At 33.0% G+C, this 25,950-nt stretch carries 25 protein-coding genes; 13 read left to right on the top strand and 12 right to left on the bottom strand.

Annotated elements, in window-relative coordinates; genetic code table 11:
* Positions 1–3: 3 nt before the first annotated feature.
* The 9 genes from QYS49_RS09925 (at position 4) to QYS49_RS09965 (ending at position 7,246) form a co-directional block, all read left to right on the top strand.
* The gene (locus QYS49_RS09925; protein ID WP_308347075.1) at positions 4–1,872 is read left to right on the top strand and encodes a cytochrome c oxidase subunit I; all 1,869 of its coding nucleotides are present in this window, start codon (positions 4–6) and stop codon (positions 1,870–1,872) included.
* Entirely contained in the window at positions 1,853–2,953 is a 1,101-nt protein-coding gene (locus tag QYS49_RS09930; protein WP_308347076.1) for a COX15/CtaA family protein, read from the top strand. Before QYS49_RS09925 ends, QYS49_RS09930 begins: the two co-directional genes overlap by 20 nt.
* The gene (gene cyoE / locus QYS49_RS09935) at positions 2,940–3,842 is read left to right on the top strand and encodes a heme o synthase (RefSeq protein ID WP_308347077.1); all 903 of its coding nucleotides are present in this window, start codon (positions 2,940–2,942) and stop codon (positions 3,840–3,842) included. The genes QYS49_RS09930 and cyoE overlap by 14 nt, the downstream gene beginning before the upstream one ends.
* A 2-nt stretch (positions 3,843–3,844) precedes the next feature.
* The gene (locus tag QYS49_RS09940; RefSeq protein ID WP_308347078.1) at positions 3,845–4,435 is read left to right on the top strand and encodes a cytochrome c oxidase subunit 3; all 591 of its coding nucleotides are present in this window, start codon (positions 3,845–3,847) and stop codon (positions 4,433–4,435) included.
* 23 nt (positions 4,436–4,458) lie between these two features.
* Entirely contained in the window at positions 4,459–5,205 is a 747-nt protein-coding gene (locus QYS49_RS09945) for a cytochrome c oxidase subunit 3 (protein ID WP_308347079.1), read from the top strand.
* Between the two features lie 112 nt (positions 5,206–5,317).
* Entirely contained in the window at positions 5,318–5,644 is a 327-nt protein-coding gene (locus QYS49_RS09950; protein ID WP_308347080.1) for a cytochrome C oxidase subunit IV family protein, read from the top strand.
* Positions 5,645–5,706: 62 nt separating this feature from the next.
* The gene (locus tag QYS49_RS09955; protein WP_308347081.1) at positions 5,707–6,342 is read left to right on the top strand and encodes a hypothetical protein; all 636 of its coding nucleotides are present in this window, start codon (positions 5,707–5,709) and stop codon (positions 6,340–6,342) included.
* Entirely contained in the window at positions 6,343–6,930 is a 588-nt protein-coding gene (locus tag QYS49_RS09960; RefSeq protein WP_308347082.1) for a DUF420 domain-containing protein, read from the top strand.
* A 46-nt stretch (positions 6,931–6,976) separates the two neighbouring features.
* Positions 6,977–7,246 (top strand): CAMCR motif-containing small membrane protein, encoded by a 270-nt coding sequence (locus QYS49_RS09965; RefSeq protein WP_308347083.1) that lies wholly within the window; start codon positions 6,977–6,979, stop codon positions 7,244–7,246.
* A gap of 21 nt (positions 7,247–7,267) precedes the next feature.
* On the opposite strand, the gene QYS49_RS09970 is transcribed toward QYS49_RS09965, so the two are convergent.
* Both QYS49_RS09970 and QYS49_RS09975 read right to left on the bottom strand, forming a co-directional pair.
* On the bottom strand, positions 7,268–9,076 hold the full coding sequence (locus QYS49_RS09970; protein WP_308347084.1) for a tetratricopeptide repeat-containing sensor histidine kinase: 1,809 nt from the start codon (positions 9,074–9,076) through the stop codon (positions 7,268–7,270).
* 39 nt (positions 9,077–9,115) lie between these two features.
* Positions 9,116–9,259 carry a hypothetical protein gene (locus QYS49_RS09975; RefSeq protein WP_308347085.1) on the bottom strand — a complete coding sequence of 48 codons (144 nt, stop codon included), beginning with the start codon at positions 9,257–9,259 and terminating at the stop codon, positions 9,116–9,118.
* A gap of 751 nt (positions 9,260–10,010) precedes the next feature.
* Between QYS49_RS09975 and QYS49_RS09980 the strand changes: the two genes are divergently transcribed.
* Complete coding sequence (locus tag QYS49_RS09980) at positions 10,011–11,003, top strand: hypothetical protein (protein ID WP_308347086.1); 993 nt, start codon at positions 10,011–10,013, stop codon at positions 11,001–11,003.
* A 57-nt stretch (positions 11,004–11,060) separates the two neighbouring features.
* Here the strand turns inward: QYS49_RS09980 and kbl are convergent, their stop codons facing one another.
* A complete protein-coding gene (gene kbl, locus QYS49_RS09985; RefSeq protein ID WP_308351581.1) occupies positions 11,061–12,248 on the bottom strand; it encodes a glycine C-acetyltransferase in 1,188 nt (395 codons plus the stop codon).
* 320 nt (positions 12,249–12,568) lie between these two features.
* Between kbl and QYS49_RS09990 the strand changes: the two genes are divergently transcribed.
* Positions 12,569–14,029 (top strand): sensor histidine kinase, encoded by a 1,461-nt coding sequence (locus tag QYS49_RS09990; protein WP_308347087.1) that lies wholly within the window; start codon positions 12,569–12,571, stop codon positions 14,027–14,029.
* Between the two features lie 50 nt (positions 14,030–14,079).
* On the opposite strand, the gene QYS49_RS09995 is transcribed toward QYS49_RS09990, so the two are convergent.
* The 7 genes from QYS49_RS09995 to proS all read right to left on the bottom strand — a co-directional run bounded on the left by QYS49_RS09995 (position 14,080) and on the right by proS (position 20,980).
* Positions 14,080–14,676, bottom strand: coding sequence for an outer membrane beta-barrel protein (locus QYS49_RS09995; protein WP_308347088.1), 597 nt, complete (start codon positions 14,674–14,676; stop codon positions 14,080–14,082).
* A gap of 140 nt (positions 14,677–14,816) precedes the next feature.
* Positions 14,817–15,824: a DUF6588 family protein gene (locus QYS49_RS10000; protein ID WP_308347089.1), complete on the bottom strand. Its 1,008-nt coding sequence runs from the start codon at positions 15,822–15,824 to the stop codon at positions 14,817–14,819.
* A 73-nt stretch (positions 15,825–15,897) separates the two neighbouring features.
* On the bottom strand, positions 15,898–16,968 hold the full coding sequence (locus tag QYS49_RS10005; RefSeq protein ID WP_308347090.1) for a glycosyltransferase: 1,071 nt from the start codon (positions 16,966–16,968) through the stop codon (positions 15,898–15,900).
* On the bottom strand, positions 16,969–17,874 hold the full coding sequence (locus QYS49_RS10010; protein ID WP_308347091.1) for a PhzF family phenazine biosynthesis protein: 906 nt from the start codon (positions 17,872–17,874) through the stop codon (positions 16,969–16,971).
* Positions 17,875–17,999: 125 nt separating this feature from the next.
* Positions 18,000–19,010 (bottom strand): flotillin-like protein FloA, encoded by a 1,011-nt coding sequence (gene floA / locus QYS49_RS10015; protein WP_308347092.1) that lies wholly within the window; start codon positions 19,008–19,010, stop codon positions 18,000–18,002.
* Position 19,011: 1 nt separating this feature from the next.
* The gene (locus tag QYS49_RS10020) at positions 19,012–19,473 is read right to left on the bottom strand and encodes an NfeD family protein (RefSeq protein WP_308347093.1); all 462 of its coding nucleotides are present in this window, start codon (positions 19,471–19,473) and stop codon (positions 19,012–19,014) included.
* A gap of 31 nt (positions 19,474–19,504) precedes the next feature.
* The gene (proS, locus tag QYS49_RS10025) at positions 19,505–20,980 is read right to left on the bottom strand and encodes a proline--tRNA ligase (RefSeq protein WP_308347094.1); all 1,476 of its coding nucleotides are present in this window, start codon (positions 20,978–20,980) and stop codon (positions 19,505–19,507) included.
* Positions 20,981–21,105: 125 nt separating this feature from the next.
* On the opposite strand from proS, the gene QYS49_RS10030 reads away from it, so the two are divergent.
* Positions 21,106–22,545, top strand: coding sequence for a hypothetical protein (locus QYS49_RS10030; RefSeq protein WP_308347095.1), 1,440 nt, complete (start codon positions 21,106–21,108; stop codon positions 22,543–22,545).
* Between the two features lie 236 nt (positions 22,546–22,781).
* Complete coding sequence (locus QYS49_RS10035; RefSeq protein ID WP_308347096.1) at positions 22,782–24,311, top strand: OmpP1/FadL family transporter; 1,530 nt, start codon at positions 22,782–22,784, stop codon at positions 24,309–24,311.
* Between the two features lie 42 nt (positions 24,312–24,353).
* On the opposite strand, the gene QYS49_RS10040 is transcribed toward QYS49_RS10035, so the two are convergent.
* Positions 24,354–24,854 (bottom strand): shikimate kinase, encoded by a 501-nt coding sequence (locus tag QYS49_RS10040; protein ID WP_308347097.1) that lies wholly within the window; start codon positions 24,852–24,854, stop codon positions 24,354–24,356.
* Positions 24,854–25,948: a BT_3928 family protein gene (locus QYS49_RS10045; RefSeq protein ID WP_308347098.1), complete on the bottom strand. Its 1,095-nt coding sequence runs from the start codon at positions 25,946–25,948 to the stop codon at positions 24,854–24,856. The genes QYS49_RS10040 and QYS49_RS10045 overlap by 1 nt, the downstream gene beginning before the upstream one ends.
* Between the last annotated feature and the right edge of the window lie 2 nt (positions 25,949–25,950).

Consider the following 25,950-nt stretch of genomic DNA (forward strand, 5'->3'; position numbering starts at 1 on the left):
GTTATGTCAACAGCGGCAGAAGTAAATATAGATCAAGATGTTCACCATGATGAGCATCATGATCACGAACAAAGCTTTATTTCAAAATATATTTTCACTACCGATCATAAAATGATTGGTAAGCAATTCCTAGTTACGGGTATAATGTGGGGATTGATTGGTGTTGGAATGTCTGTAATCTTCCGTTTGCAATTAGGATTTCCTGATATGCAATTAGAGTGGTTAAGACCTTTATTAGGAGGTTGGATTACCGAGACTGGTCAATTAGATCCTGAATTTTATCTTGCACTTGTTACGATGCATGGTACCATTATGGTATTTTTTGTATTAACAGCAGGACTTAGTGGTACTTTTAGTAATTACTTAATCCCACTACAAATTGGTGCTCGTGATATGGCTTCAGGATTTATGAACATGTTATCATACTGGTTCTTCTTTTTATCAAGTGTGGTAATGATGACTTCAATTTTTATAGAATCAGGTCCTGCAGCTGGTGGATGGGTTGTTTATCCGCCATTAAGTGCATTACCACAAGCTATTCAAGGTTCCGGTTTAGGAATGACTTTATGGCTAGTTGCAATGGTATTCTTCATCGTTTCAATGTTATTAGGTGGTATTAACTATATCACTACAGTAATTAACTTGAGAACTGAAGGAATGTCATTTTCTAGATTGCCATTAACAATCTGGGCTTTCTTCTTAACTGCAGTTATTGGATTATTATCTTTCCCAGTTTTATTTGCTGCAGCATTATTATTAGTATTTGATAGAAGTTTTGGTACTTCTTTCTATTTATCTGATATCTACATTGGTGGGGAGGCCTTGCCAAATATGGGTGGTAGTCCTATTCTATATCAGCATTTGTTCTGGTTCTTAGGTCACCCTGAAGTATATATTGTATTGTTGCCTGCTTTGGGTATCACATCAGAAGTTATTGCAACCAACTCAAGAAAACCAATATTTGGTTATAGAGCGATGATTGGTTCTATGTTAGGTATTACTGTTCTGTCATTCGTTGTGTGGGCTCACCACATGTTCGTTTCAGGATTAAATCCTTTCTTAGGTTCAGTTTTTATGTTCTTAACATTAATTATCGCTATTCCATCAGCGGTTAAAGTGTTTAACTACTTAACAACGCTATGGAAAGGTAATATCATTTTCACACCAGCTACATTGTTCTCAATTGGTTTGGTTTCATTCTTTATATCAGGTGGTTTAACAGGTATTTTCTTAGGAAACTCTGTTATTGATATTCAATTGCACGATACATATTTCGTGGTTGCTCACTTCCACTTAGTTATGGGTAGTTTATCAATCTTCGGATTGTTAGCAGGTGTTTATCACTGGTTCCCTAAGATGTTTGGAAGAATGATGGACGAAAAATTAGGTCATATTCACTTCTGGATGACATTTATTGGTGTTTATATGATTTTCTTCCCAATGCACTACATCGGGATTGCTGGTTTCCCAAGAAGATATTACTCATGGACTAACTTTGACGCTTTCAGTGCTTATACTGACTTGAATATGTTTGTGTCTATTGCAGCTTTTGTTACTGTTGCGGCTCAATTCCTATTCTTGTTCAATTTCTTCTATTCAATGTATAGAGGAAAGAGAGCGCCTCAAAACCCATGGAGATCAAATACTTTAGAGTGGACAGCTCCAATTGAGCCTGGTCATGGTAACTGGCCTGGAGAAATTCCTAAAGTGTACAGATGGCCTTATGATTATAGTAAGCCAGGTGCTAAAGAGGATTTTATTCCGCAGCATATTCCATTGTCGCAAACTCCTGAGTCTAATTTAGATCATGAAGTTGAATTAGCGAAAAAAGAAGTTGTTGATAAAACAGCTGATGCAAAATCAGACGCCTAATAAATCATTTAAAGTAAACAGCTATTATCGTAACTTAGTAACAGTTACGGTGGTAGCTGTTTATCTTTTGATACTTGCAGGCGGTATCGTGAGAAGTACTGGTTCAGGCATGGGATGTCCAGATTGGCCTAAATGTTTTGGTCAATGGGTTCCGCCAACTTCTACAGAAGAACTGCCAGAAAATTATCAAGATTTTTATGCAGAATATAGACATCAAAAGAATATAAGATTTGCCAAATATTTAGATGTTTTTGGCTATTCTGAAATTGGAAAAGCCATTTTGGAAGATGAATCAATAAAAGAAGAAGCTGAATTTAATGCTTCTAAAACTTGGACAGAATACGTAAATAGACTTTTAGGTGCTCTAGTTGGTTTTTTGATTATTCTTTGTGTTGTGGGTTCTATTAAATATATAAAGCAGTCTAAGGCAGTATTTGTATTGGCCTTTGCTTCTTTGGTGCTAGTATTGATTCAAGGATGGATAGGTTCAATTGTAGTTTCTACCAATCTACTTTCCTGGTTAATAACCATACATATGGTTTTAGCACTTGTGATTCTAGCAGTTTTAACTGCTTTATATTTTGTAGTACATCGCAAAACTGATAAAAGGCAATTAGTGATTCAAGAGCAAAAAAAGCTTACTTATGTTTTGGTAATAGCTATGCTCATGATATTGGTGCAAATTATTTTGGGTACTCAGGTGAGAGAATCTTTAGATATAGTAGCAAGTAGGTTAGGAGATGCTCTTAGAGGCAGTTGGATTGAAGATTTGGGTGTTGAGTTTTATATTCATCGCTCTTTTTCTATCGCAATTGCAATTATTCACCTATATCTTTTGTTCAAATTATTTAAGGCGAAAGATGAGTTGAAAGACATTTATCGAAATGTAAAAATCTTAATGAGTCTTATAATATTAGAGATTTTATCAGGTACTATTATGGCTTATTTTGCTATACCATTTTGGGCTCAACCAATTCATTTGGTTTTAGGTAGTATGATTTTTGGAGCACAATTTTATATATTTTTGCAAGTAGTTTATACTACTCAAAAGACAAATAAAAAGGAGTATGCAATATCCTAATTCACAAAATATATCCATTACGGACTTTGTATTAAGTTACGCAAAGAATCTATTCATATTATTGAAGCCTAGGTTAAGCTTTTTGGTAGCTTTTTCTTCAGCTTTTGGCTATGTATTAGGCTTTAGCGGAAGTGGAATAAATTATGCAGTTCTTGCTTTTCTTTCCTTAGGTGGTTTTTTAGTATCAGGTTCCGCAGTTACCATCAATCAAATCTTAGAGATAGAGTTAGATAAAAAAATGGACAGGACTAAAAACCGTCCATTGCCTACTGGTAAAATATCAATTCAAGAGGCTACAATTTATGCTGTTATAACTGGTCTTGCTGGCTTAGGATTATTATTAATTTTTACGAATGTCTTAACCACAATCCTATCATTAGTATCTTTGATTTTATATAGCTTTGTTTACACTCCCTTAAAAAGAGTAGGGCCAATTGCTGTTTTTGCGGGTGCTATCCCTGGAGCTTTGCCTCCATTATTAGGATGGGTTGCTGCAACCAATGGATTTAGTATAGAAGCATGGATTATCTTTGGTATTCAGTTCATTTGGCAATTCCCACATTTCTGGGCTATTGCTTGGGTTGCAGATGAAGATTATAAGAAAGCAGGCTTTAAATTATTACCTTCAGGAGGGAAAAAGGATTTGAATACAGCTATTCAAATTATGATTTATACTTTATTCTTAATTCCATTAGGTTTATTGCCTACCTTGTTTGGAATAACTGGAATTTATTCAGCCTTAGTGGCTACTATTTGTGGTGTTCTATTTTTAAGTCAGACCTTCTATTTAATGAAGGAATGCAGCAAAGAGGCAGCTTTGAAAATAATGTTTGGTTCTTTTTTATACTTGCCAATAGTACAAGTAGCTTATTTATTAGATAAAATTTAATTATGGAAACTTCTTTAAATAAAGAACAACAATTACAACCGAGTATTAAAATACTCTCCATGCATCCTCTAAAGTTTGCATTGTGGTTATTTATAGTCACTGTTGTGATGATTTTCGCAGCTCTTACCAGCGCTTATATTGTTCGTCAATCAGAAGGGAATTGGTTGATATTTGAATTACCTAATATCTTTTTATACAATACAATAATATTAGTTGCTAGTAGTGTAACCATGCATTTGGCTTATTTAGCGGCTAAGAAAGATAATTTTAAGCAATTAAAGCTTTTCATGATAATAACGGCAGTCTTATCTGTAGCTTTTTTTATTGGGCAATATGAAGCTTGGGGCGCTTTGGTAGATAGAGATGTTTATTTTGTGGGTAATCCTTCAGGCTCATTTTTATATGTAATTTCAGGATTACATGCATTTCATTTGATTTCAGGGCTGATATTTATTTTAATTATGTTATTTTCGGCTTTTAAATATAAGGTTCATTCTAAAAATATGGTAAAAATGGAAATGTGTACAACATATTGGCACTTTTTAGATGGACTTTGGGTATATTTATTTATATTTTTGTTGTTAAATCATTAATCCTATATTGAACAGTTAAATTTATGGCAACTATTGTAGAAATTGATACTACTACCACAAGCAAATGGGGAGGTGGAGTAGCCCCCATGAATGCTAGTTATGGAAAACTGATGATGTGGTTCTTCCTTTTATCGGATGCATTTTCATTCTCAGCTTTACTAATAACTTATGGTCTAATCCGCTATTCACATCCTGCTTATCAGGGGCCAACTTCTGAATTTACTTTTAGTACAGAATATTGGCCAATTCCTGAAATGGTTTTTGAAGCACTTCCATTCTTACATGGAGTTCATGCGCCTTTGATTTTCGTAGGGATCATGACTTTTATATTGATCTTGAGTAGTGTTACTATGGTATTAGCTGTTGAGGCTGGTCATAGAATGGACCGAAGAGCTGTAATCAAATGGATGCTTTGGACTATCATTGGAGGATTAACTTTCTTAGCTTGTCAGGCATGGGAGTGGAGTCACTTCATTCACGGAACTGCTGAGGGCACTGTTAACGCAATGGGTGAAACTATTTATGGAGCTAACCTTACGGAAAATCAATATGGGCCTCCATTATTTGCTTCCTTATTCTTTTTTATTACAGGTTTCCACGGATTCCACGTATTTAGTGGGGTAGTGATCAATTTCATTATATTCTTCAACGCAGTAGTGGGTACTTATGAAAAAAGAGGTCATTACGAAATGGTTGAGAAAACCGGACTTTATTGGCACTTTGTTGATTTGGTTTGGGTATTCGTATTTACACTTTTTTACTTGATTTAACTTTATTTAAATAGAGCCTATTAGGCAATTAAATAAGTATATTCTATTTCTATTTGATGTTGAATCAAATAGAAAGAATTTGCAAAAATAATTATTAGAATCCATATAAGATATGTCACACGAAGAAACTAATAACGTTCAGGTAATTCCTGAAGATAAGGAGAAGACCAAAAAGATTTGGAAAGTAGCAGCGATTTTGGCAATTGTAACCATTATAGAATTTATTTTTGCTTTTACTTTGCCAAGAGGTATCATTCTGGTATCTATTTTCTTAGGTTTAACAGTAGTAAAAGCATTTTATATAGTTGCTGAATTTATGCACTTAAAGCATGAACAGAAAGCGTTAATATGGTCTATAATGATACCTACTATACTGATTTTATGGTTAGTTGTAGCCTTGATGGTAGAAGGTACTGCTATATTTAACATCAGACATTAAATTATTTCATTTGATATTTTTAATAAATCAGGTTGGTCTAAATCAACCTGATTTTTTTGTTTATGAAGAAGTCAAAAATTTTAATTCTACTGTTTACACTTACTTTTCCAGTAATTCTTTACTTGTTTTTGCGATCTTATGGGCAAAATGAATTTGCATTGCCTGTGTTTTTTGAGAATGCAGAGAAAAAGTTTTGTAATGATTCAACAGTAAAGAGTAACTCTGTTCAAGTATTTAGCTTGAATTTACAAGATTCATTTAAGCTGGAAGATATTTATAATGCTGATTTTAAAATAATCCATTTTCCTAATCCTCAAGATTCAGAGATTCAAACATTGAAAAATGAGTTGAATAGAGTCTTTAATACTTTTGATGAGTTGTCTATTAATCTTTTAAGCTTTGAAGCAATCACAAATAAAATGGGTGAGATGAAAGTAAGCAAAGCATTTTTACCAGGCCAAAGATCTGAAACGTATCTTTATCCAACAGCTGAAAAAGATGTTTTTGTAAACTGTATTTATGCATTTCCAACTCAAGATTGGGAGGGGGAACATCCAACTGAGGAAATTATAGCTTTTGATCATACTTTGGTTTTATTAGATGAAGAAAATAGAATCAGGGGCTATTATGATGGTTATGAAACAAAAGAAGTAGACAGATTGATATTAGAAATAAGAGTTTTATTAAGTAATAGATAAATGGAATCAGTAAACGGTAAGCAAAAATCATATATTAAATTAATTTGGGTTTTATCCATTGCAATTCCTGTAGTTGTTGCAATTCTTATATTCGCACCCGAAAAAATACAAGGTGCTGGTGATTGGGTTTATATTCTCCCACATCTGAATGCTACTTTTAATTCTATCACAACTGTTGTATTATTATTAGGATTGTATTTTATCAAGCAAAAAAACATTAAGGCTCATAAGAGTATGATGTCTATTGCTTTTACTTTTGGGAGTCTTTTTTTAGTAAGTTATGTGATATATCATTCTACAGCTGATTCTACTATTTACGGAGATATAAATGGAAATGGAGTTTTAGATGATGCTGAAAAAACTAAAGATCTAATGTGGTGGAGAGGATTGTATGTAGGTATTTTATTACCACATATAATTTTAGCAGCGGTTGTGGTTCCATTTGTTCTTTTTGCATTCTATTATGCATTGACTGATAAAATAGAAAAGCATAAAAAAATAGTTAAGTGGACTTTTCCTATTTGGTTGATTGTTTCCATTTCTGGAGTTATAGTTTATCTAATGATTAGTCCATATTATCTAAACTGAACAGAACTCATTAAAATGTTTTGTGGTTCTATTTAAAATTGACTAGATGAAAAAGTTTCTATTATTATTTGCATTTATTATTCTTAATCTAAGTGAAACTGTAGCTCAATGTGCCATGTGCAGAGCCACAGTAGAGAACAACGTAAATAATGGCGAAATCGGAATTGCTAGTTCATTGAACTTCGGTATTCTTTATCTATTTGCAGCCCCGTATTTAGTGGCTATGGTGATTGGAATTTTATGGTATAGAAATAGCAAAAAGCAGAATAAAAAAATTGATCTAAAATCTATTTTATCTAGGAATAAGGTGGAGTAAGCAGTAGATGTTCAATTTACCTTAAGCTAGTTTTGATTGTTTACCCTCAGGTTCTTCGCTCTCATAGTCAGTTATCACTGGAATGCTCATTACTACATTTATACCGCCACCAGGCTTTGAATTAAAATATACTGCTCCATTTATAGTATTCACTCTTGCATAAATACTTCTCATTCCCATGCCGGAATCTACTACATTCTGAACATCAAATCCGATTCCATCATCTTCATAGAATACACTAATTTCATTTTCTGCTTGACTTATTTGTAAATTGATATTGTTTGCTTCAGCATGCTTTATAGTATTGTTGATTAATTCCAATATTACATGATAGATATTTCGCTCTACTTCAAGAGGTAATCTTTTTTGTAGGCCATAAATAGCTAAATCAGCGTTTATTCTTTCTGCTTCATTAATTGTTCTAATAGTGTCTTTAATGGCTGTTTCTAATCCAAATCTGCTTAATAGGTCAGTAGAAAGATTATGAGATATTTCTCTTGTTTCTTTTATAGCCTCATTTATATTTTCCATTACCTTTTCAGCGGCTATCTGTTTATCACTTGATTGAAACAGAAGCTTAATAGAAGATAATCTAGCCCCTAATTTATCATGAAGGTCACTGGCTATTCGGTTTCTTTCTTCCTCTTGTCCATGCATCATAGCGTTGAGTTCTTTTAATTCTTGCTCAGCTTTCATATTGGTGATTTCTTCATTTTTTAATCGCTTCAAATATTTTTGTTTCTGAATGAAGAACCAAATGGTTGATATTATTAATATAATCAATAAAATACTTAAGCTCAGGAATAGATTTTTCTGAAAATTTTCACGTTCGATGGCAATTTGTTGTGCCCGGATCTCTTCTTCTTTCCTTTCAGTTTCATATTTGGTTTCTAAATCTTTTATTTCCTCCATTTTTTCATTGTCATAAAGGGAATCTCTAAGATTATTGTATTTTTGAAATAGGAGAGAGGCTTCATCAACAGCTCCGACTCCCATTTTTGCTTTTACCATATTGGAGTAAAGATTCATTTCTCGATGTGGGTTTCCAACAGATTTAGATAACTCTAGACTTTTTACATAACTCGCATAGCTTTCTTTAAATTTTTCTTGTTTAAGGTAGATATTTCCTATTCCCATTAATGTAGTTGCTATTCCATCTTTATCTTGAAGTGCTTTTTTTATAATTAGTGAACTTTTATAATTGCTTAAAGCAGCATCTAGGTTTTCATTTTCTTCATATAACAAGCCAAGATTGTGATATAACTTAGAAATATTGGAAGAGTCATTGATTGCTTTAGATACTTTTAAAGCATTTAGATAATAATATACTGCTGAATCATAGTTGAATCGCACAAAATCTTTTGAAGAGTAAAGAACACCAATGTTTTGGCTAAGGATTCCTGCTCTTTTGCCTTCATTTTTGTTGGGTAATAAATCAAAAGCCTTTTGGTAATATTTTAAAGCTAATTCTTTACGGTCTGCCAAATAGTAATTTGCTAGATTGTTATAATTGCTAACTAAACCAAGTAAGTTTCCAACTTCTTGGTTAACTTCTATTGACTTATAATAGTATTTTAAGGCATTTTCCTTGTTATCTCTGTTTTCATAAATTAATCCAAGATAATTTAGTGAACTTCCAGTTAAGTTAGATATGTTTTGGGATTCTGCTTCGCTTGAAATGATCTTTTTAAAGATAGAAATAGAGGAGTCAATCTTATTCTCTTTTCTAAGTTCTTTCGCTTTTTCAAAAAGCTTTTCCAAAGATTTTTGAGCAAATATTGAATTGCTTATTGTTATAAAAAGTAAAAAAAAGATTAGTAACCTTTTCATATTTAAAGTTACTAATCAAATGTATAATTTAAAAATGTATTACTCTCCCATTTCACTAGTTTCAGCTTCAGTTTTTCCAGTCTCAGTAGTATCAAAATCTGGTTCTTCAATTAATTCACATGCTGAAAAAGTGAACATAGCGGCTATTATTAATACGAATTTGATTGTTTTTAAAGCTTTCATAATTTTTCTTTTTTGTTTTCCCTAATTATAATATACAATATTAGAATGTTTTAATTTGTTCTAAAACACCTATTTAGGGGTTTTTTATACTTAATTGAGGGTTACTTCAATACCTATTTGGTGGTTTTGACAGCTGCTTTCACTATTGATCCTTACTAAAATAAAGACTTATACTGGGCGTTTGGAATACTGAAAAGATACTCAAATTTGTTTATGAGCCCTTTTTAGTGGTTTTACAGTTTTATTTTTGACGTATGTCAAAATTGTATTATTCTAATGTAGTGGTGTTAAATACCCCCATTTGGGTATATTTTATACCCCCAAAAAAGTTTTATTTTACCCCTAAAATGGTGTTTTTTATTAAGATTTCCCTTCTTACCTTTGAAATGTCGCCAGTGAAATAATAATAAAAAACAACCAAGACTTTTTATATATAGGCGACATTACCTGACTAGGTCGGGACAGCTAAAATGAAAGTATAACTTCTCCCCTATTGTTGTTATTCAGTCATTGTCCCGTCTTAGCAGGTTTTTTTAATACCTTTCAAAATTGATATTCCAGAATGTGGGATATATTGAATATCATTCATGAATTAGGTTCTCATCTTGGTCAGTTTAATTAAATATTAATTATGGATAACTGCTGATTTATTTAACCCCTTTTGCTCATGAGTTTACCTAAAATAAATACTAGCCAAATTTTTGAATCCCGCTTGCAGATATTGCACGAACAAATGGATTCGATTCTCAAAATGCTTTTTAAGCTCGTAAAAGCAGATCAAGTCTTTTTATCATTATGGAATGAGGATTTTAATCAAGTTTATAATCAAAATAATGGTTTTTATCAATCTGAAAATTTGGATGGACAACAACTAAAGCAAAAATTTGAATCTTTACATTCAGATGTAATTTATGTTTCCAATGCACGGCTACACACTTTAATTCGTGATATTCAATTTTTTACTGAGAATGATAAAAATACTCATGTTTATCTTCTTCCTTTAATAGATGATAACGATAATAGAATAGGGGTCTTGGGATTAAATATGTCATCTGATCAAACTTATGATTTTGAATCGATAGTTCATCAAATTGAAAGCATTGGTCAACATATAACAGATCTTTATGATAAACTAATTAGTGAAAATACATTTTCTCAAATCCATCAAATTAATTTTGACCAATTGCCCGCAGCTTTCTTTAATTTTAGTATTGATAAAAATGCTGAATTATTGGATTACCAATTCAGTAAATATTTAATTAGGAATCATCCAGCTTTTCTAAATTATGCAGGTAATTCATCTGAAATGATAGAGCCACTTTTACAGATGGATTTGGTCTCCTTTACTAAAATGATAGTACGTTCAAAAAATGATCAAAGTATTGAATATGTTTATCCCTATTTGGTAAATGGACAAGAGAAAAAATATTTTCTAATCAAGCTACATGTGTCACTTTCGGAAACTGGAATATATCAATGCTTGGCTGTCATAAATGACATCAGTATTCACCGCACTTATTGTGCTACTTTAGATCAAATCTTATTTGATATCTCCCATGTAATGAGAAGACCAGTTGTAAGCATGAAAGGATTAACTAATCTGATTGACTTAAATCAATTTGATAGAGGAGAGCTTTATGATATTGCTGGAAAGATAAAAGTAGTTTCTGATGAAATGGAAGATTATATAAAGGCAATGTTTAAAATATATGAAGCTAAACAGGCAACTGAGTATAATTTGTGATTTGTAGAAACTGTAAATCCGTAGCAAATTTGTAATACTTGCTACGGATTTCTTTTTTTAGATAATATTAAGCTCCTTTCCAACACTTGTAAATGCTTCAATTGCCTTATCTAAATGCTCTTTTTCATGAGCAGCAGATAATTGAACTCTTATTCTTGCTTGTTCTTTAGGCACAACCGGAAAGAAAAAACCAATCACATAGATTCCTTCTTCTAAAAGTCTATCAGCAAATTTTTGAGATAATGCCGCGTCATAAACCATTATAGGAACAATAGCTGAATCTCCGTCTTTTATGTCAAAGCCAGCTTTCTTAATATTTTCCTTAAAGTAATTAACATTGTTTTCAAGCTTATCTCTTAATTCAGTTGAGCTGCTTAATAAATCAAATACCGCAATTGATGCGCCCACAATTGATGGAGCCAAGGAATTAGAGAATAAATAAGGTCTTGATTTTTGACGTAGCATATCAATGATTTCTTTTCTACCTGTTGTGAAACCACCCATTGCGCCACCTAAAGCTTTACCTAGCGTGCCCGTAATGATGTCGACTCTACCCATTACATCATTTAACTCATGAGTTCCTCTTCCAGTTTTTCCAATAAATCCTGTAGCATGGCAGTCATCAACCATGACCAAAGCATCATATTTATCAGCTAAATCACAAATTTTATCCAATTGAGCAACATAACCATCCATGGAAAATACGCCATCAGTAACTATGATTTTGCTTTTAGCATCCTTAGCTTTTTTCAATTGTTCTTCCAAATCAGCCATATCATTATTCTGATATCGATATCTAGCAGCTTTACAAAGCCTCACTCCATCTATGATAGAAGCATGATTTAACGAGTCAGAAATAATGGCATCTTCTGGCCCTAAAATAGGTTCAAATACACCACCATTGGCATCAAATGCTGCTGCATAAAGAATGGTGTCTTCCATTCCCAAGAATTTAGCTATCTTTTGTTCTAATTCTTTGTGTATATCCTGTGTGCCACAAATAAATCTAACGGAGGACATGCCGAATCCATGGCTATCTAATGTGTTTTTTGCAGCTTCTAATACCTTAGGATGAGAAGAAAGCCCTAAATAATTATTTGAACAGAAGTTTAATACTTCTTTTCCTGTATCAGTTTTAATGGAAGCTCCCTGCGGAGTAGTAATGATTCTTTCTTTTTTATAAAGACCGTCTTTTTCTAATTGTTTAAGTTCGCCTTGTAATTTTTCTTGAAGATTTCCGTACATAATTCCTGAAATTTTTTCTTTACGCAAAGATAAGCTTCATTACAAGAACCACCATTAATTTGTAGTAATTTCGACCTTAAATCCTAATAATTATATGTAGAAACATACTGTATTATTTGATCTCATTTTGAAATATAATTAAATTGGTAATTAGGGTAAATACTTATGATATTCAAAAATCAGTAAGTGAAAATACCTATAAAAATGACGTAAGTACTTGGAAAACAATAGATATTGGCCTTTTTTATTATTAGATCAATTGTAATATTTTAAAGCTATGCTGTTTTTCTTTTAAGTTTAACCCCTATAATTTTGTCTTTATGATTCAAAATTTTCAAAAAGACTTGAAGGAAAATCTAAAAAGATATGTATCCGTTGATAATAAGATGGAAGCGAACTTTGAAGCTTTTAAAGAATTTTTTGAGAATGGATATGATCCTATGTTCATTATTGACTTGGGATCAAATCAATTTCTTAATGTAAATCAGCAATTTGTAAAAAAACATTCAGAATTCCAGAATGCATTGGCATTATTTGAAGTTAGCATTGAAGAGACTTTCTTTATCGAAGGCGTACAGTTTGAGCAGAATGATAAAGTCTTTCTATTTAATCCTATTTTTCGTAATGAAGGAAAAGCCTTGATTCAAATATTAGAATTAACGCCACACGTAAATTCCCATAAACTATATAGTGAATTAACCAGCGATCATTTTTTTGAAGAATTATTAATTAATAAAGATTTATTAAATAAACTACCAAGTGGGATAGTACACACTAATAGAAATTTTGAATCACTTTGGTATAATGAAAAATTCAATTCCTTATTTGGTCGAGAGATTGAAAAGAATTTTAATTTTATTGATGCGATTTATGTGAAAAATATTTCTCAATTCTGGGATAAAATTGCAAAATTGAATGAAGAGGGCGGGCAAGTTTCATTTTCATTTGTAATTCATAATGTAAAGCAGTCTGATGAAATTTTTATTAATGCTACTGCCTTTCCTGTAGGCCATAGACATAGTTTGGAAGAAGGGTTTATCTTTATTTTAGAAGATAAAACTGAAAATTTGAATTTCTCTGAGGAAATAACAAAACAAAATTTGGCTTTAAATCAAATCAATCATGAGTTAGATAAATTTCTTTATAGCGTCTCACATAACATTAGAGGACCAATTGCATCTTTAGAAGGCTTGTTAAAAGTGATAGAAATTTCTGATGTGCAAACTGTAAATGAATTAAAATATCACTTAAGATTAAATTTGAGGCTGTTAAATAGTTTTGTAAGTGATATTAGTAATGTTGCCACTAATATCCATACCCATGTTAATTTTGAAAAGGTAAACCTGCGAGATGTTATTGAGCAAATGGTATTGTTTGTAAATGATATTTACGATTTAGATCCAAAAATTCATTTTGAAATACCCACAACTTATACTATTAAAACTGATGCGGACCGCTTAGGAATTATCATAAAATGTTTGCTTAAAAATTGTTTTCAATACAGAGATACTCGAAAGGAGCAACTTGAAATTCAAATTAAGGTGACCCAAAATGAGGACTTCCATTTGATTGAAATAACAGATAATGGAATTGGCATTTCTGAAAAGGTAAAGCCTTATATTTTTGATATGTTTTATAGAGGAACTGAACTATCAAGCGGAAATGGCATGGGACTCTACAATAGTCGTGAGATTTTGAAGAAGCTAGGAGGTACTATGAATATTGAAAGCAACCAAAGGGAATGGACTAAGGCAAAGATATATTTGCCAGTGAATGTTTGAAATAAAACCTCATGGGCTTTTTCCCAATGAGGTTTTATTCAGTAAATGAATTAATTGCCTATTATGTAGTAGAGACCAAAAGTTGGTGTAAACGTATTTGTACCAAAAGTGAATCCGTTAAATACAGTACTTGTATTTGCTCCAGCTGGTGTACTCGAATTTCTGCCAAAAGAGATTAAATTTAGTTCGAAATTAAATCCAACTTTTGATCCTGGTGTAAAAAGAATTCCAGGATTTACCCCGAAATTTAATGTAGAGGTGTCCTCAGTATCAGTTCTATCATTTCCATCTATAAAAGTTGAACCACCAAAACCAAATCCAAGACTTGCTGCTCCATAGAAGTGAACATTTTCACCCAAATCTATGTAATATCTAGCTTCAGGACCAAAAACGAAAGTATTTGTTCTAGTGTAAGTATCTTGACCTAAATTGTTTCTTTCGGTAACAAAACCTAAATTTCCACCAATTGAAATATTATCACTAATGAAATACTGTACATTGGGTAAGAGTCTTAACTCTTGTGTATTAAATCTTTCCAAACTTTGGAATTGAAGGCTACCTCCAATAAGCGTACTGCCAGTTCCAATTTGTGAATAAGCTTGTTGTACAGATAATAAGATAAATAAAACTAATAATTTACTTTTCATAATATGCTTTTTGTTAGTTGAACCACAATATTAACTCAATTTTCCCAAATTTATTATGAAATGTATGGTATCCCCATAAAAAGCAAAAAAACACAGACCAATGGCTTGATCTGTGCTATAAATATATTAATCTACTTTTTTTAACGAACATTTATACCAAATCCAACAGATAAAGTATTGTACTTTTGTATAGTGTAATCAACATTTAGAGCTAGTGCCCAAAGAAATTTTAATCTAAAACCAACTGTAAATCTTGGTCCACCACTACCATCAAAATCAAAACCTAGTGGATCTGTCAATTCAATGGTCTCTCCGTTTTCCTCAACTACATAAGTGCCATTTAATGCAAAATTTGATCTTACAATGTTCACTCCAACACCCGCATAAGGGGTGAAAAACAATAGTTTTTTCGATATTATTGCCTGAACTGTTGTTGCGCTTGCATTAAATTCTGCAAACTGACCTGCAGTCTCATCTATTTGATAAGTGGTAGATATATTATTATACCCAGCTAAAGCTGATAAATCAAAAGGTAATAATTTCATACCTGGAATCCATTGTTTGAAATCGTGCTTTACACCAAAACCAAATGATTGGAAACTGAAATCTCCAGCCGTTATTTCGGGTGTATATCGGATAATAAGGTCAGTGTTTTTTATGATACCAATCCCTAATTGGATTGTTGGTGTTGGAATAGCTAGTGGGCCGGGATAGTCTCCTAGTTGCTCTTCAATACCCGAAGGTGCCACAATTGTTTGAGTAGTACCGTTTATTAATAATTCTGTTGTTGTCTCTCCTCCGGCAAAAGTAGGTAAAGACGCACTTGTGGCTGGGCCATCTATTTGAAGAGTTGAATAATCTGATTCTAAAAATTCAAAAGATTTAGCTACATCTGGAATGGTCGCCAAGTTGACATTAAAGCTTAAATCAAAGCCCAAAGTCTTATGGGGCTTTGCTGTATTATACCATCCATTTGCAAGGCCATTCCCAATTGAATAAGCAACTGGATTCATGAATTCTTTTAGATATAGATTGGCATCAGCTGTACCCCCGTTTAGTACGTTTTCAAAATTTTGATTTTGAGCATTAAGATTATTATTCGCAATAATTGCGAAAATCGTTAAAATTATAGTAAATATTCTTTTCATAATGTTATGTTTTGGTAAGACATATAGATAAAAGTATTGAAATTTAATTGAAATTTTTGATTTATAGTAAAGCTCAGCCAAATAAACTTAAAAATGTGTTTTTATTGGATTGAACAGAGTAATAATCTTTTATATAGGATCTCCCTTTATTCCCTAAATCATTCCTAAGTTCAGGATTAGCCAAAAGTTTACTAATTCCTGCAATCCATTCTTTTTCAGTTTCTGCTAAAAATCCCGCCTGGCTTTCATTTATTATCTTTGTATTGACACCCACAGGGGAAGCCACTACTGGTTTTTTGATGGCCATGTATTGTAATAATTTAAAACCGCATTTACCCTGACTCCAAATATCATCGCTTAATGGCATAACCCCAATATTAATTTGGTTCAAATCTTCAATCTCACTTGATTTGTCCCATTGTATAAAACGCATACAATTGACAGCAAAATCAGGCTTTTGGTTGGAAATCACCAATAGTTCAAAATCATATTCCAAGGAAAGCTTATCTAAAACAGGGATGAGAGGTTTCAAATAGGGTAGGGTAGAATGCGTCCCTGTCCAGCCAATTGAAATTTTACGGGTGTTTGAATTTTTTAATTCTTTGTGATAATCAGTATCGATTGTGGTTGGGTTGAGCACTACTTGTTTGCTAAAATTTCTTGCAAATTGAGCTAAATATTCATTTCCACAACTTACTTTATAGCTCCATTTGCAAATGCTTTTGACTTTAGATTTCCATTTCATACTTGCTTTTAAGCTTCCTATTTCACTTGGATCTTCCAACCAAATAGCATCATCAAAATCATAGATTATCTTTTTTTTCCAAATAAAGCGAACTGCCCACTCAAAGAATGGTGGGCCAATTGGGCTAGCTTCTCTGTGGATAAATATAAACTCATAGGATTGGAGCTGAAATAATAATAGAAAGCGTTTGATGAACGATATCATGATCCAAAATAGTTTTTGAATACTATTTCCAGATTTATATAAAATATTCCATGCTTTTAAATTTAAGAAGGGGGCTAGTTGATATTTATAACCAGCTTTTTCTAGAATGGAGAGATATTGTTCAAATCTGAATCTTTGACTAGGCGCTTCATCAAAAGGGTAGGGGCAAACAAAAAATATTTTCTTAATTCCCATTTATTCTGGTATCCTGATTTCTCCACTTCCCATTTGAACACAAGAACCACCGACCATTACTTTAGAGATTCTTCCGTCTTCTTGCACAATTTTCATTTTCACTTGACTGGGCCGTCCTAATTCATAACCTTGTTCGCCAATTGATAGCTTACTTAAATCAACCATATTGTAATTATGTAAATAACACGCTAATGGCCCATGTGCACTACCCGTTGCAGGATCTTCTGCCACTCCAATATGAGGGGCAAACATTCTACTATGTGTTATATGCTCTTGGTTTTGAGTTTCCATGGTAAAAGCCATAACTCCTGTGATAAATATTTCATCCAATATTTCACTAAATAATTCATTATTTAATTTAAGCTTTTGAACGGATGCTAAAGTTCTGACTGGCACCATTAAAAAGGGATTCCCACAATTCACTATCCTACAAGGGAAATCTTCCTCAATTTCATCTTCTTCTATCGATAAAAGTGACGCAACTAGTTTTTTATCCTTAAAAGTCTGTTCAAATTTGGGAAGGGGTTGCTCCATCAGAATTTTAGAAATTTCATTTCCATTCTTTTCATATTGTACTTTCAGATTTCCAATATTTTGTTCTAAGAGCAATTCATTTTCCTTTTTAGGGCTAATTCCTTTCTCTTTCAAAAGATAGTATGCAGTTCCTATAGTTGGATGTCCTGCTGTTGGCAATTCCATTCCTGGAGTAAAAATCCTCATTTTGACATCAGCTTCTTCACTAGCTTTATGTAAAAATACTGATTCTGACAGGTTTAATTCTTTTGCGATTTTAAGCATTTGTTCAGCAGATAAGTCATCCGCATTATCAAAAATAGCTAATGGATTACCACCAAAAGGTTCTGAAGTAAACACATCTATCAATTGAAATTTAATTGTATTTGCCATGCCCGAAAATAAGAAAAAAGATTGAAGAAATGTAAATAGAGATTATTTAGAAATGGTTTTTATTTAAAAAAAAATGGCTCTACTTAATGAAAAGAAGAGCCATTTTATAATATTATATTTTGTTATTATTTATCATCATTTTTCTTTCCGCCACTTGGTTTTTTACCTGAGCTTGATCCTTTATCACTTCCTGATATAGAATCTCTCATATCAGTGTCGGCTTGAATATTTTGCATTCTGTAGTAATCCATAACTCCTAAATTACCACTTCTGAATGATTCTGCTATGGCTTGTGGAACTTGTGCTTCAGCTTCAATTACTTTTGCTCTAGCTTCTTGAGCTTTAGCTTTCATTTCTTGCTCTTCTGCAACAGCCATGGCTCTTCTTTCTTCTGCTTTTGCTTCTGCAACTTTCAAGTCTGCAGAGGCTTGATCTGTCTGTAGTTTAGCACCAATGTTTGCTCCTACATCCACATCTGCAATGTCGATTGATAAAATCTCAAAAGCAGTTCCAGCATCTAAGCCTCTCTGCAATACTAATTTTGAAATCTTATCAGGGTTTTCTAATACATTTTTATGAGATGCAGCTGAACCGATTGAGGTTACGATACCCTCTCCAACTCTTGCTAGAATTGTATCTTCTCCTGCACCACCTACTAATTGCTGGATGTTGGCTCTTACTGTTACTCTTGCAATAGCAATTAGCTGAATTCCATCTGCTGCAACTGCTGCAACTTTTGGAGTAGTGATTACTTTCGGATTAACTGAAATTTGAACCGCTTCAAAAACATCTCTACCTGCTAAGTCAATAGCAGTAGCTTGCTTAAATCCTAATGTGATGTTGGCTTTATCTGCTGAAATTAATGCTTTAATCACGTTGGGGACATTTCCACCTGCCAGATAGTGGGTTTCGAGTTCATTGGTGGTGACTTCTAAACCTGCTTTGGTAGCGGTAATCATGGATTCCACTATTATGCGTGGTGGAACTTTTCTGATTCGCATAAAAACAAGTTCGAACAAACCTACTTTTACACCTGAGAAAATTGCAGTAATCCACAAGTTGATCGGTACAAAATACAGGAATACGAAAAATAAGACTATTCCTGCTATTACAATAAAAATTAACGATGTATCCATATTATTTAATTGGTTCTACAAATATTCTTTTAGAATCTATTCTGGTTATTTTAACCTCTTGTCCTGCACCTATCCATTCCCCTTTGCTTCTGACTTCGTAAATCTTGCCAAAAATTTCGGCTTTTCCAATAGGTTTTAAATCAGAAACTGTTTTTCCTTTTTCACCTACTTGAAATGTGAAAATATCTTCATCATTCACTTTGCTTTGAATACTAGATTTCAAGGAAAATCTGTCCCATGATTTCGATTTGAAACTGTAGACAATTCCAACTATAGTTACCAAGACTGTTCCAGCTGTAGTCCAGTAACCTGCAGTATTTCCATAGTCATCAAATACAATGAAAATACCCACAATAGTGAGTAATAGACCGATCACACCAACGAAAGTTGTACCTGGAACGAAAATTAACTCAGCAATAATCAGCAAAAGACCTGCGAGAATAAGAAATATAATACCTATCATAGATTGAAAATATGATTAAAAATAGTTAAAATCAGTAAGCTTTTGCAAAAAGCACTCTTTTATTTGACGGTTTACCAGAATAAATACATTTTCCGCTTTCTTCTTCGGCATCCAGAGGAATACAACGGATAGTTGCTTTAGTTTCCTCTTTTATTTTATCCTCTGTTTCAGATGTTCCATCCCAATGAGCACTAATAAAACCTCCTGTTTTCTCTAGTTGAGACTTGAAATCTTCATAAGTATCGACTTTGAAAGTGTTTTCAGTTCTGAAGTCTTTAGCTTTTTTGTAGATGTTATCTTGAATTAATTCTAATGTATCCTCAATTACAGATTCAATTCCCTCAATATTTACAGTCTGCTTTTCTTTAGTATCTCTTCGAGCTAATTCTACTGTTCCGTTTTCTAAATCTCTAGGGCCAATAGCAATTCTCAATGGAACTCCTTTTAATTCCCATTCTGCAAATTTAAATCCAGGCTTATGAGTATCCCTATCATCAAATTTTACAGTAATCCTTTTCTTTTTTAATGATTTTTTAAGGTTTTCAGCTACTTCAGCAATTTTCTGTTGGTCTTCATCAGTCTTATAAATAGGGACAATTACAACCTGAATAGGCGCTAAGCGCGGAGGTAATACTAAGCCCTCATCATCAGAATGCGCCATCACTAATGCGCCCATCAATCTGGTGCTTACACCCCATGAAGTTCCCCAAACGTATTCTTGCTTTCCTTCTTTTGTGGCAAATTTCACATCAAAAGCTTTTGCAAAATTCTGCCCTAAAAAGTGAGAAGTTCCAGCTTGTAAAGCTTTCCCATCTTGCATTAAACCTTCAATACAATAGGTTTCCAATGCACCTGCAAATCTTTCACTTTCAGATTTCAAGCCTTTAATAACTGGTAGAGCCATGAATTCTTCAGCAAATTCCGCATATATATTAATCATGGTCTCAGTTTCTTCTATGGCCTCTTGTTTTGTAGCATGAGCGGTATGCCCTTCTTGCCATAAGAATTCCGCTGTTCTTAAAAATAAACGCGTTCTCATTTCCCAGCGCACTACATTAGCCCATTGATTGATCAATAATGGCAGATCACGATATGATTGCACCCAATTTCTATATGTATTCCATATAATAGTTTCAGAAGTAGGTCTCACTATAAGTTCTTCTTCCAATTTAGCATCTGGATCAACCACAATTCCTTTTCCATTCTCATCATTTTTCAATCGATAATGAGTAACTACTGCGCACTCTTTAGCGAATCCTTCCACATGGTCAGCTTCTTTGCTTAAATATGATTTTGGTATGAATAATGGGAAATAAGCATTCTGATGACCTGTTTCTTTAAACATATCATCTAATTCTCGCTGCATTTTCTCCCAAATGGAAAAGCCATATGGTTTAATGATCATGCAGCCTCTAACTGCGGAGTTCTCTGCTAAATCCGCTTTTTTTACTAATTCATTGTACCATAGTGAGTAATCATCACTTCTCTTTGGTAATACTTTTGCCATTTTATAAATTTTGGTATGAAGTTTGTGTCATTATTTATTGATTATTATCTCGATTGATTTTCATATATTGAAATCAATTTACAATAATAATCGTTGTAAAATTAGAAACTATAAATTATGTAGCCATGAAAACCTTAAGCTTTATATTATTAATTAGCATATTTTTTCTGCCGAAGGTCGGATTTGGACAATCTGATCTTAAAGTAGAAAATGATGACTTGTATTTTACTTCCGAAGATAGAAAGGAATTAAATAAAAAAATCGCCTTGGAAGAAAAGCGTAAGGCTGAGGAATTAAAAAAATCAGGCTACGCATATGATCAATTTGAATCATCTAATGAGAGTTTTAGTGATTTAAAGGATAGCGAAAAAGAACAAAATGCTAAATTGAATCAAGCACCTCCTGCTGCAGAGCAATCTGGAGACGAAGGATGGTATTATGATGAAAATGCTGCTAGAAATGGTCGCAATCCTCAAACTGGCGAAAGATTAGCCCAAACTCAAGTTTTTAATTACTATGGAGGAATGAATCCGATGATGTACGGAGGTGGGTATGGTTTTTATGACCCTTTCATGTTTAGACCTGGATTTAATGTTGGTTTTGGATTCAATTCTTGGGGAAGATCTTCTTGGTCAGTTGGTTTTGGTAGAGGATTTTATGATCCATTCTACGATCCATTCTTTGACCCTTATTGGGGAAATCCTTATGCATATAGAAGCCCATGGGGTAGACCATATTGGGGTTCAAGTTATGCTTGGGGTTACAACCGTGGATATAGAAATGGTTTTTATGATGGATATCATTCAGGATTATATAATAACTATTATATAACTGATAACCATAGTCATAGAAATACTAGAACTTATAGTAGTAGTCCAAGAATAAGCAGAAGTTCAACCCCTACAAGTAGAAATTCAAGGGTAGCTAATAATACCTCTAGAAACGCTAGAGAAACTTATAATACAAGTAGAAATGTAGGAACTGATAGAACTAGGGTTGTAAGTCAAACTTCTGATCGTTCAAGATATACTGCTTCAACGGGTGATAGAAGTAATTCAAGGACAGCTACTGCTAGGTCAAGAGGTGTAAGTGATAATTCATATAGCAGAACTTCAAGAACAGCCGCTTATGCTAGATCTACTTCAGATAATAATATTAGGTCTGCATCTTACTCTGGTGATAGAAGTAGAACAGTTAGAAATAATTCTTCTAATGTAACGAGATCAAGCAATACTCCGACAAGAAGCAGTAGCCAATATTATAATAGCTCTAGAACAAATAGATCTTCTTACTCATCAGGTAGAAGCTCATCTTTTGGAAATAGCTCTAGCGGAAGTAATTCTTCATACGGAAGATCATCGGGCTCAAGTAGAAGTAGTTCTTATGGAAGATCTTCTGGATCATCCAGTAGAAGCTCTTCATCAGTAGGTAGATCATCTTCTAGCTCAAGAAGCAGTAGTTCAGTAGGTAGGTCTTCTTCCTCCAGTAGCAGATCTTCAGGAAGCAGCTCAAGAAGTAGCGGTTCTTCTAGAAGTAGCTCTTCAAGAGGTGGAAGAGGTGGATGATAATATTTAAAAGCACCTAACCTTAGGTGCTTTTTTTATCTCTAATAATTAATTCATTCTTAAAAGTTTCCAAAGAAAATCTGTCAATTAAAATAGACACTATTAACTTTTTTTCGTTGAAATCGACACGGATCTAATAATTAATTTCTATTTGTATCCATAAAGGGATTCCTATATAGATGAGGTTATTAAAATCTTGAAAGATTCCATTTGACCACAAAATTAAATTCAATCATATGAAAACGCTCAAATATTCCTTCATAATATTTCTTGCTACTCTATGCTCTTATAATACAATAGCTCAAATTTCTCCTTATACTGCTGATGCTGTAAGATATAGTCAGACGGACGGAGGAGGAACAGCTAGATTTGTCGCATTAGGAGGAGCCAATGTTTCTCTAGGTGGTGATATTTCTTCAATATCAGGAAATCCAGCTGGCTTAGGTTTTTATAATAGGTCTTCTTGGGCTATTTCTCCTGTTTTGAGGATAGGTGATTTCAATGCAGAGTACCAAGGGGAAAGCTCTCAGAACATGGGAGGAAATATTCAAGTTCCGAACATGGGAATGGTTTTTCATAATAGATTTGAAGAATATGCTGGATCAAAATGGGTTTCAGGAACTTTTGGAATTGCAATAAATCAAAAGCAAAGTTATTATAATAATATTAATTATAGTGGAGAAGTTAATCCTGATCCTAATACAGGGATTCCAAATGATTTTATGGAATATATGCTTTCTCCATTTACTAATCAAGATGGAGAATTGAAGTTATATCAGTCTGAAGATGAATATACTCAAGATTTTCTTTCTAATCCTTATAGTGATTTAGCTAGTTATATTGATTTACTTGTAATTTTTGATGTAGAAGATGGAGATGGAAATCTCCTAGGGTATGAAGTTGATAGATATGATTTTAACGAATTAAGTAGCGCATCACAAAGAGAAAATATTAATACTTACAGCGGCCTAACAACTTTGGATTTATCCTACGGGGCTAATTATAATGATAAATTATTTCTTGGTGCAGGTCTTAATATACATTTCCTTAATTTCAGACAAGAGAAAACATTTACTGAAACGCCAGCCAATTCAATACTTAACCAATATGAAATAGATGAAGAAACCATTATTTCAGGTGCAGGACTGGGATTAACCTTAGGTGCAATTTATAAGCCAATTAATATGGTCAATATAGGTGTTTCATATTCTACTCCGACTATAATGACAATGAATGAAACACAAGATATTAGAATGCAGGCATTTTTTGTTGATGGTAGTCAGCCTGAAAGAGAATTATTGAATGAGGTTCCTGCTTATAGTTTTATGATACCACAAAAGGTGTCGGCTGGTGCAACCTTTTTCTTGTCTAAATATGGTTTCGCTACAACGGATATAGAATACGTTGATTATGAATCTGCTCGATTTAACAGTAGTAACGGTGCCTTTGGAGGTGATACGCCTGAAGTTGGGAGAGATCTTAAAAGCACTTTTAATATTCGTACAGGTTTAGAAGGTAGATTAGGTATTTTTAGAGCTAGGGTTGGTTATGCATATTATGATAATCCTTATAATACTGGTTTTCAACAAGGTAGAGATGCTATCAGTGGAGGAATAGGTATTTTGAAAAATGGATTTACAACAGATATAACTTATAGTTTAAGTCGATTTAATAATCCTAATTATTCACCATATGGAGGAGGGAGTGTTGTAGAATCTTCTTCTAACATCTCAAATTTTAGGCTTACTTTAGGGAGGAACTTTTAAATAGCACAAAATAGAAATGCTGAAATATTTACTTCAGCATTTCTATTTTAATCCTTTCAGTGAATTTTCATCCCACTTATTCAATTCTTTATTAGCCTCTTGATAGAAGGGGAGTCTTTTTTTGTATAATCTATTTAAAATTAGTTCAACATCATTTAAAGAATTGCATTCCGAGAACATCGGTCTTTTATTCCCGCCATTGGGTTTCCATATTCTTTTAGCCGTTTCTTTAATAGGAGGATTTAAGAAAATGCTAACTCCCTCTTCATTCATCAACTTTATATTATTATTAAAGCAGGGAGTTCCTCCACCAGTAGAGAGAATAAAGCCTTCGTAATTATCAATTAATTTGTTGAGATAGAAAGTTTCTAAGTTTCGAAAATGTTCTTCTCCTTCATTTTGAAATATTTCGTTAATGCTGAATCCTTCATTTGTTTCTATAACCTCATCTAGGTCAAAATAAAGAACTTTAATATTTTCAGCCCATAATTTTCCCCAGTAACTTTTTCCACTACCAGGTAAACCTAAAAGGAAATAACGCATTAATTTAATTTTTCTGTGATATCAATCGGATCAGGAACATCATTGAAATGCCATTTTGCTTTAATTGTACCATCTTCCACTAAAACAAGCCCAGGATTAGAACGAATGATAGTTTTTAAAACAGTTGCATCAGCATAATAGAAGTCCGTTTTCATGCCTCTTTCAGCTCTTATTTTGAGTACATCCTCTGCTGAGGAGGAAGTAAGTATTATAGGTTGAATATCAGGGCTAAGTCTTGAAAGAAGTCCATTTATGTCAATTAGTCCTTCCGTGTTTGCCTTTGAAATATCATAAGCTACAATCCATAATTTCTTCCCATTCATTACGGTTTCAGTTTTGTCACCTGATTCATTCCAAGTAGCAAAATCCGTTATTTTTGGTGTTGATGCATCAGGATTAGTTATTTCATGACCAGTTAAAGTATATCCTTCTTCTTCAGATTTATATTCATAAGACTTAATTTCCTCTCCATCTTTTTCAAAAGTATATTGAAATTTAGGGTTCTCCTTTGCCTTCATCGCATCAGGAATATTAGTACCTACTTTATAAGCTCTGAAATCAATTGGTGGTAAATGTCTTACCGCATATATACAAAGCAATAAACTTATGGCTGTTACACATACCACTATAATGTTTTTCGCGGCAAATGTACTTTCCTTGATTTTTCTAATGTTGAGATATAGGAAGCCTATTAATACAACTAAAATAACATCTTTAGTGAATGATTGCCAAGGGGTTAAGGTAATAGCATCTCCAAAGCATCCACAGTCAGTTACTTTATTGAAATAGGCTGTATAGAATGTGAGAAAAGTGAAGAAAACAATCATAATGCTGAGTAGATTCATCGTGTATCTAACTCTCCATCTGATAATTAATGCTACCCCTAATGTTACTTCTAGAACATTTAAAATAATTCCGATTACTAAAGCATAAGGCTCAAAAACAGAGAAAAAACCTGCGATATCGCCAGCAAAAACTGCAAAATATTCTTCTAACTTGATAGCGGTTCCTACAGGGTCAACAACTTTTACCAGTCCACTAAAGATGAATAAACCACCTACTATATACCGTACTATATCGATTATTACTTTCATAT

The organism is Marivirga salinae (genome assembly GCF_030503855.1).
In the GTDB taxonomy this organism is placed as follows: domain Bacteria; phylum Bacteroidota; class Bacteroidia; order Cytophagales; family Cyclobacteriaceae; genus Marivirga; species Marivirga salinarum.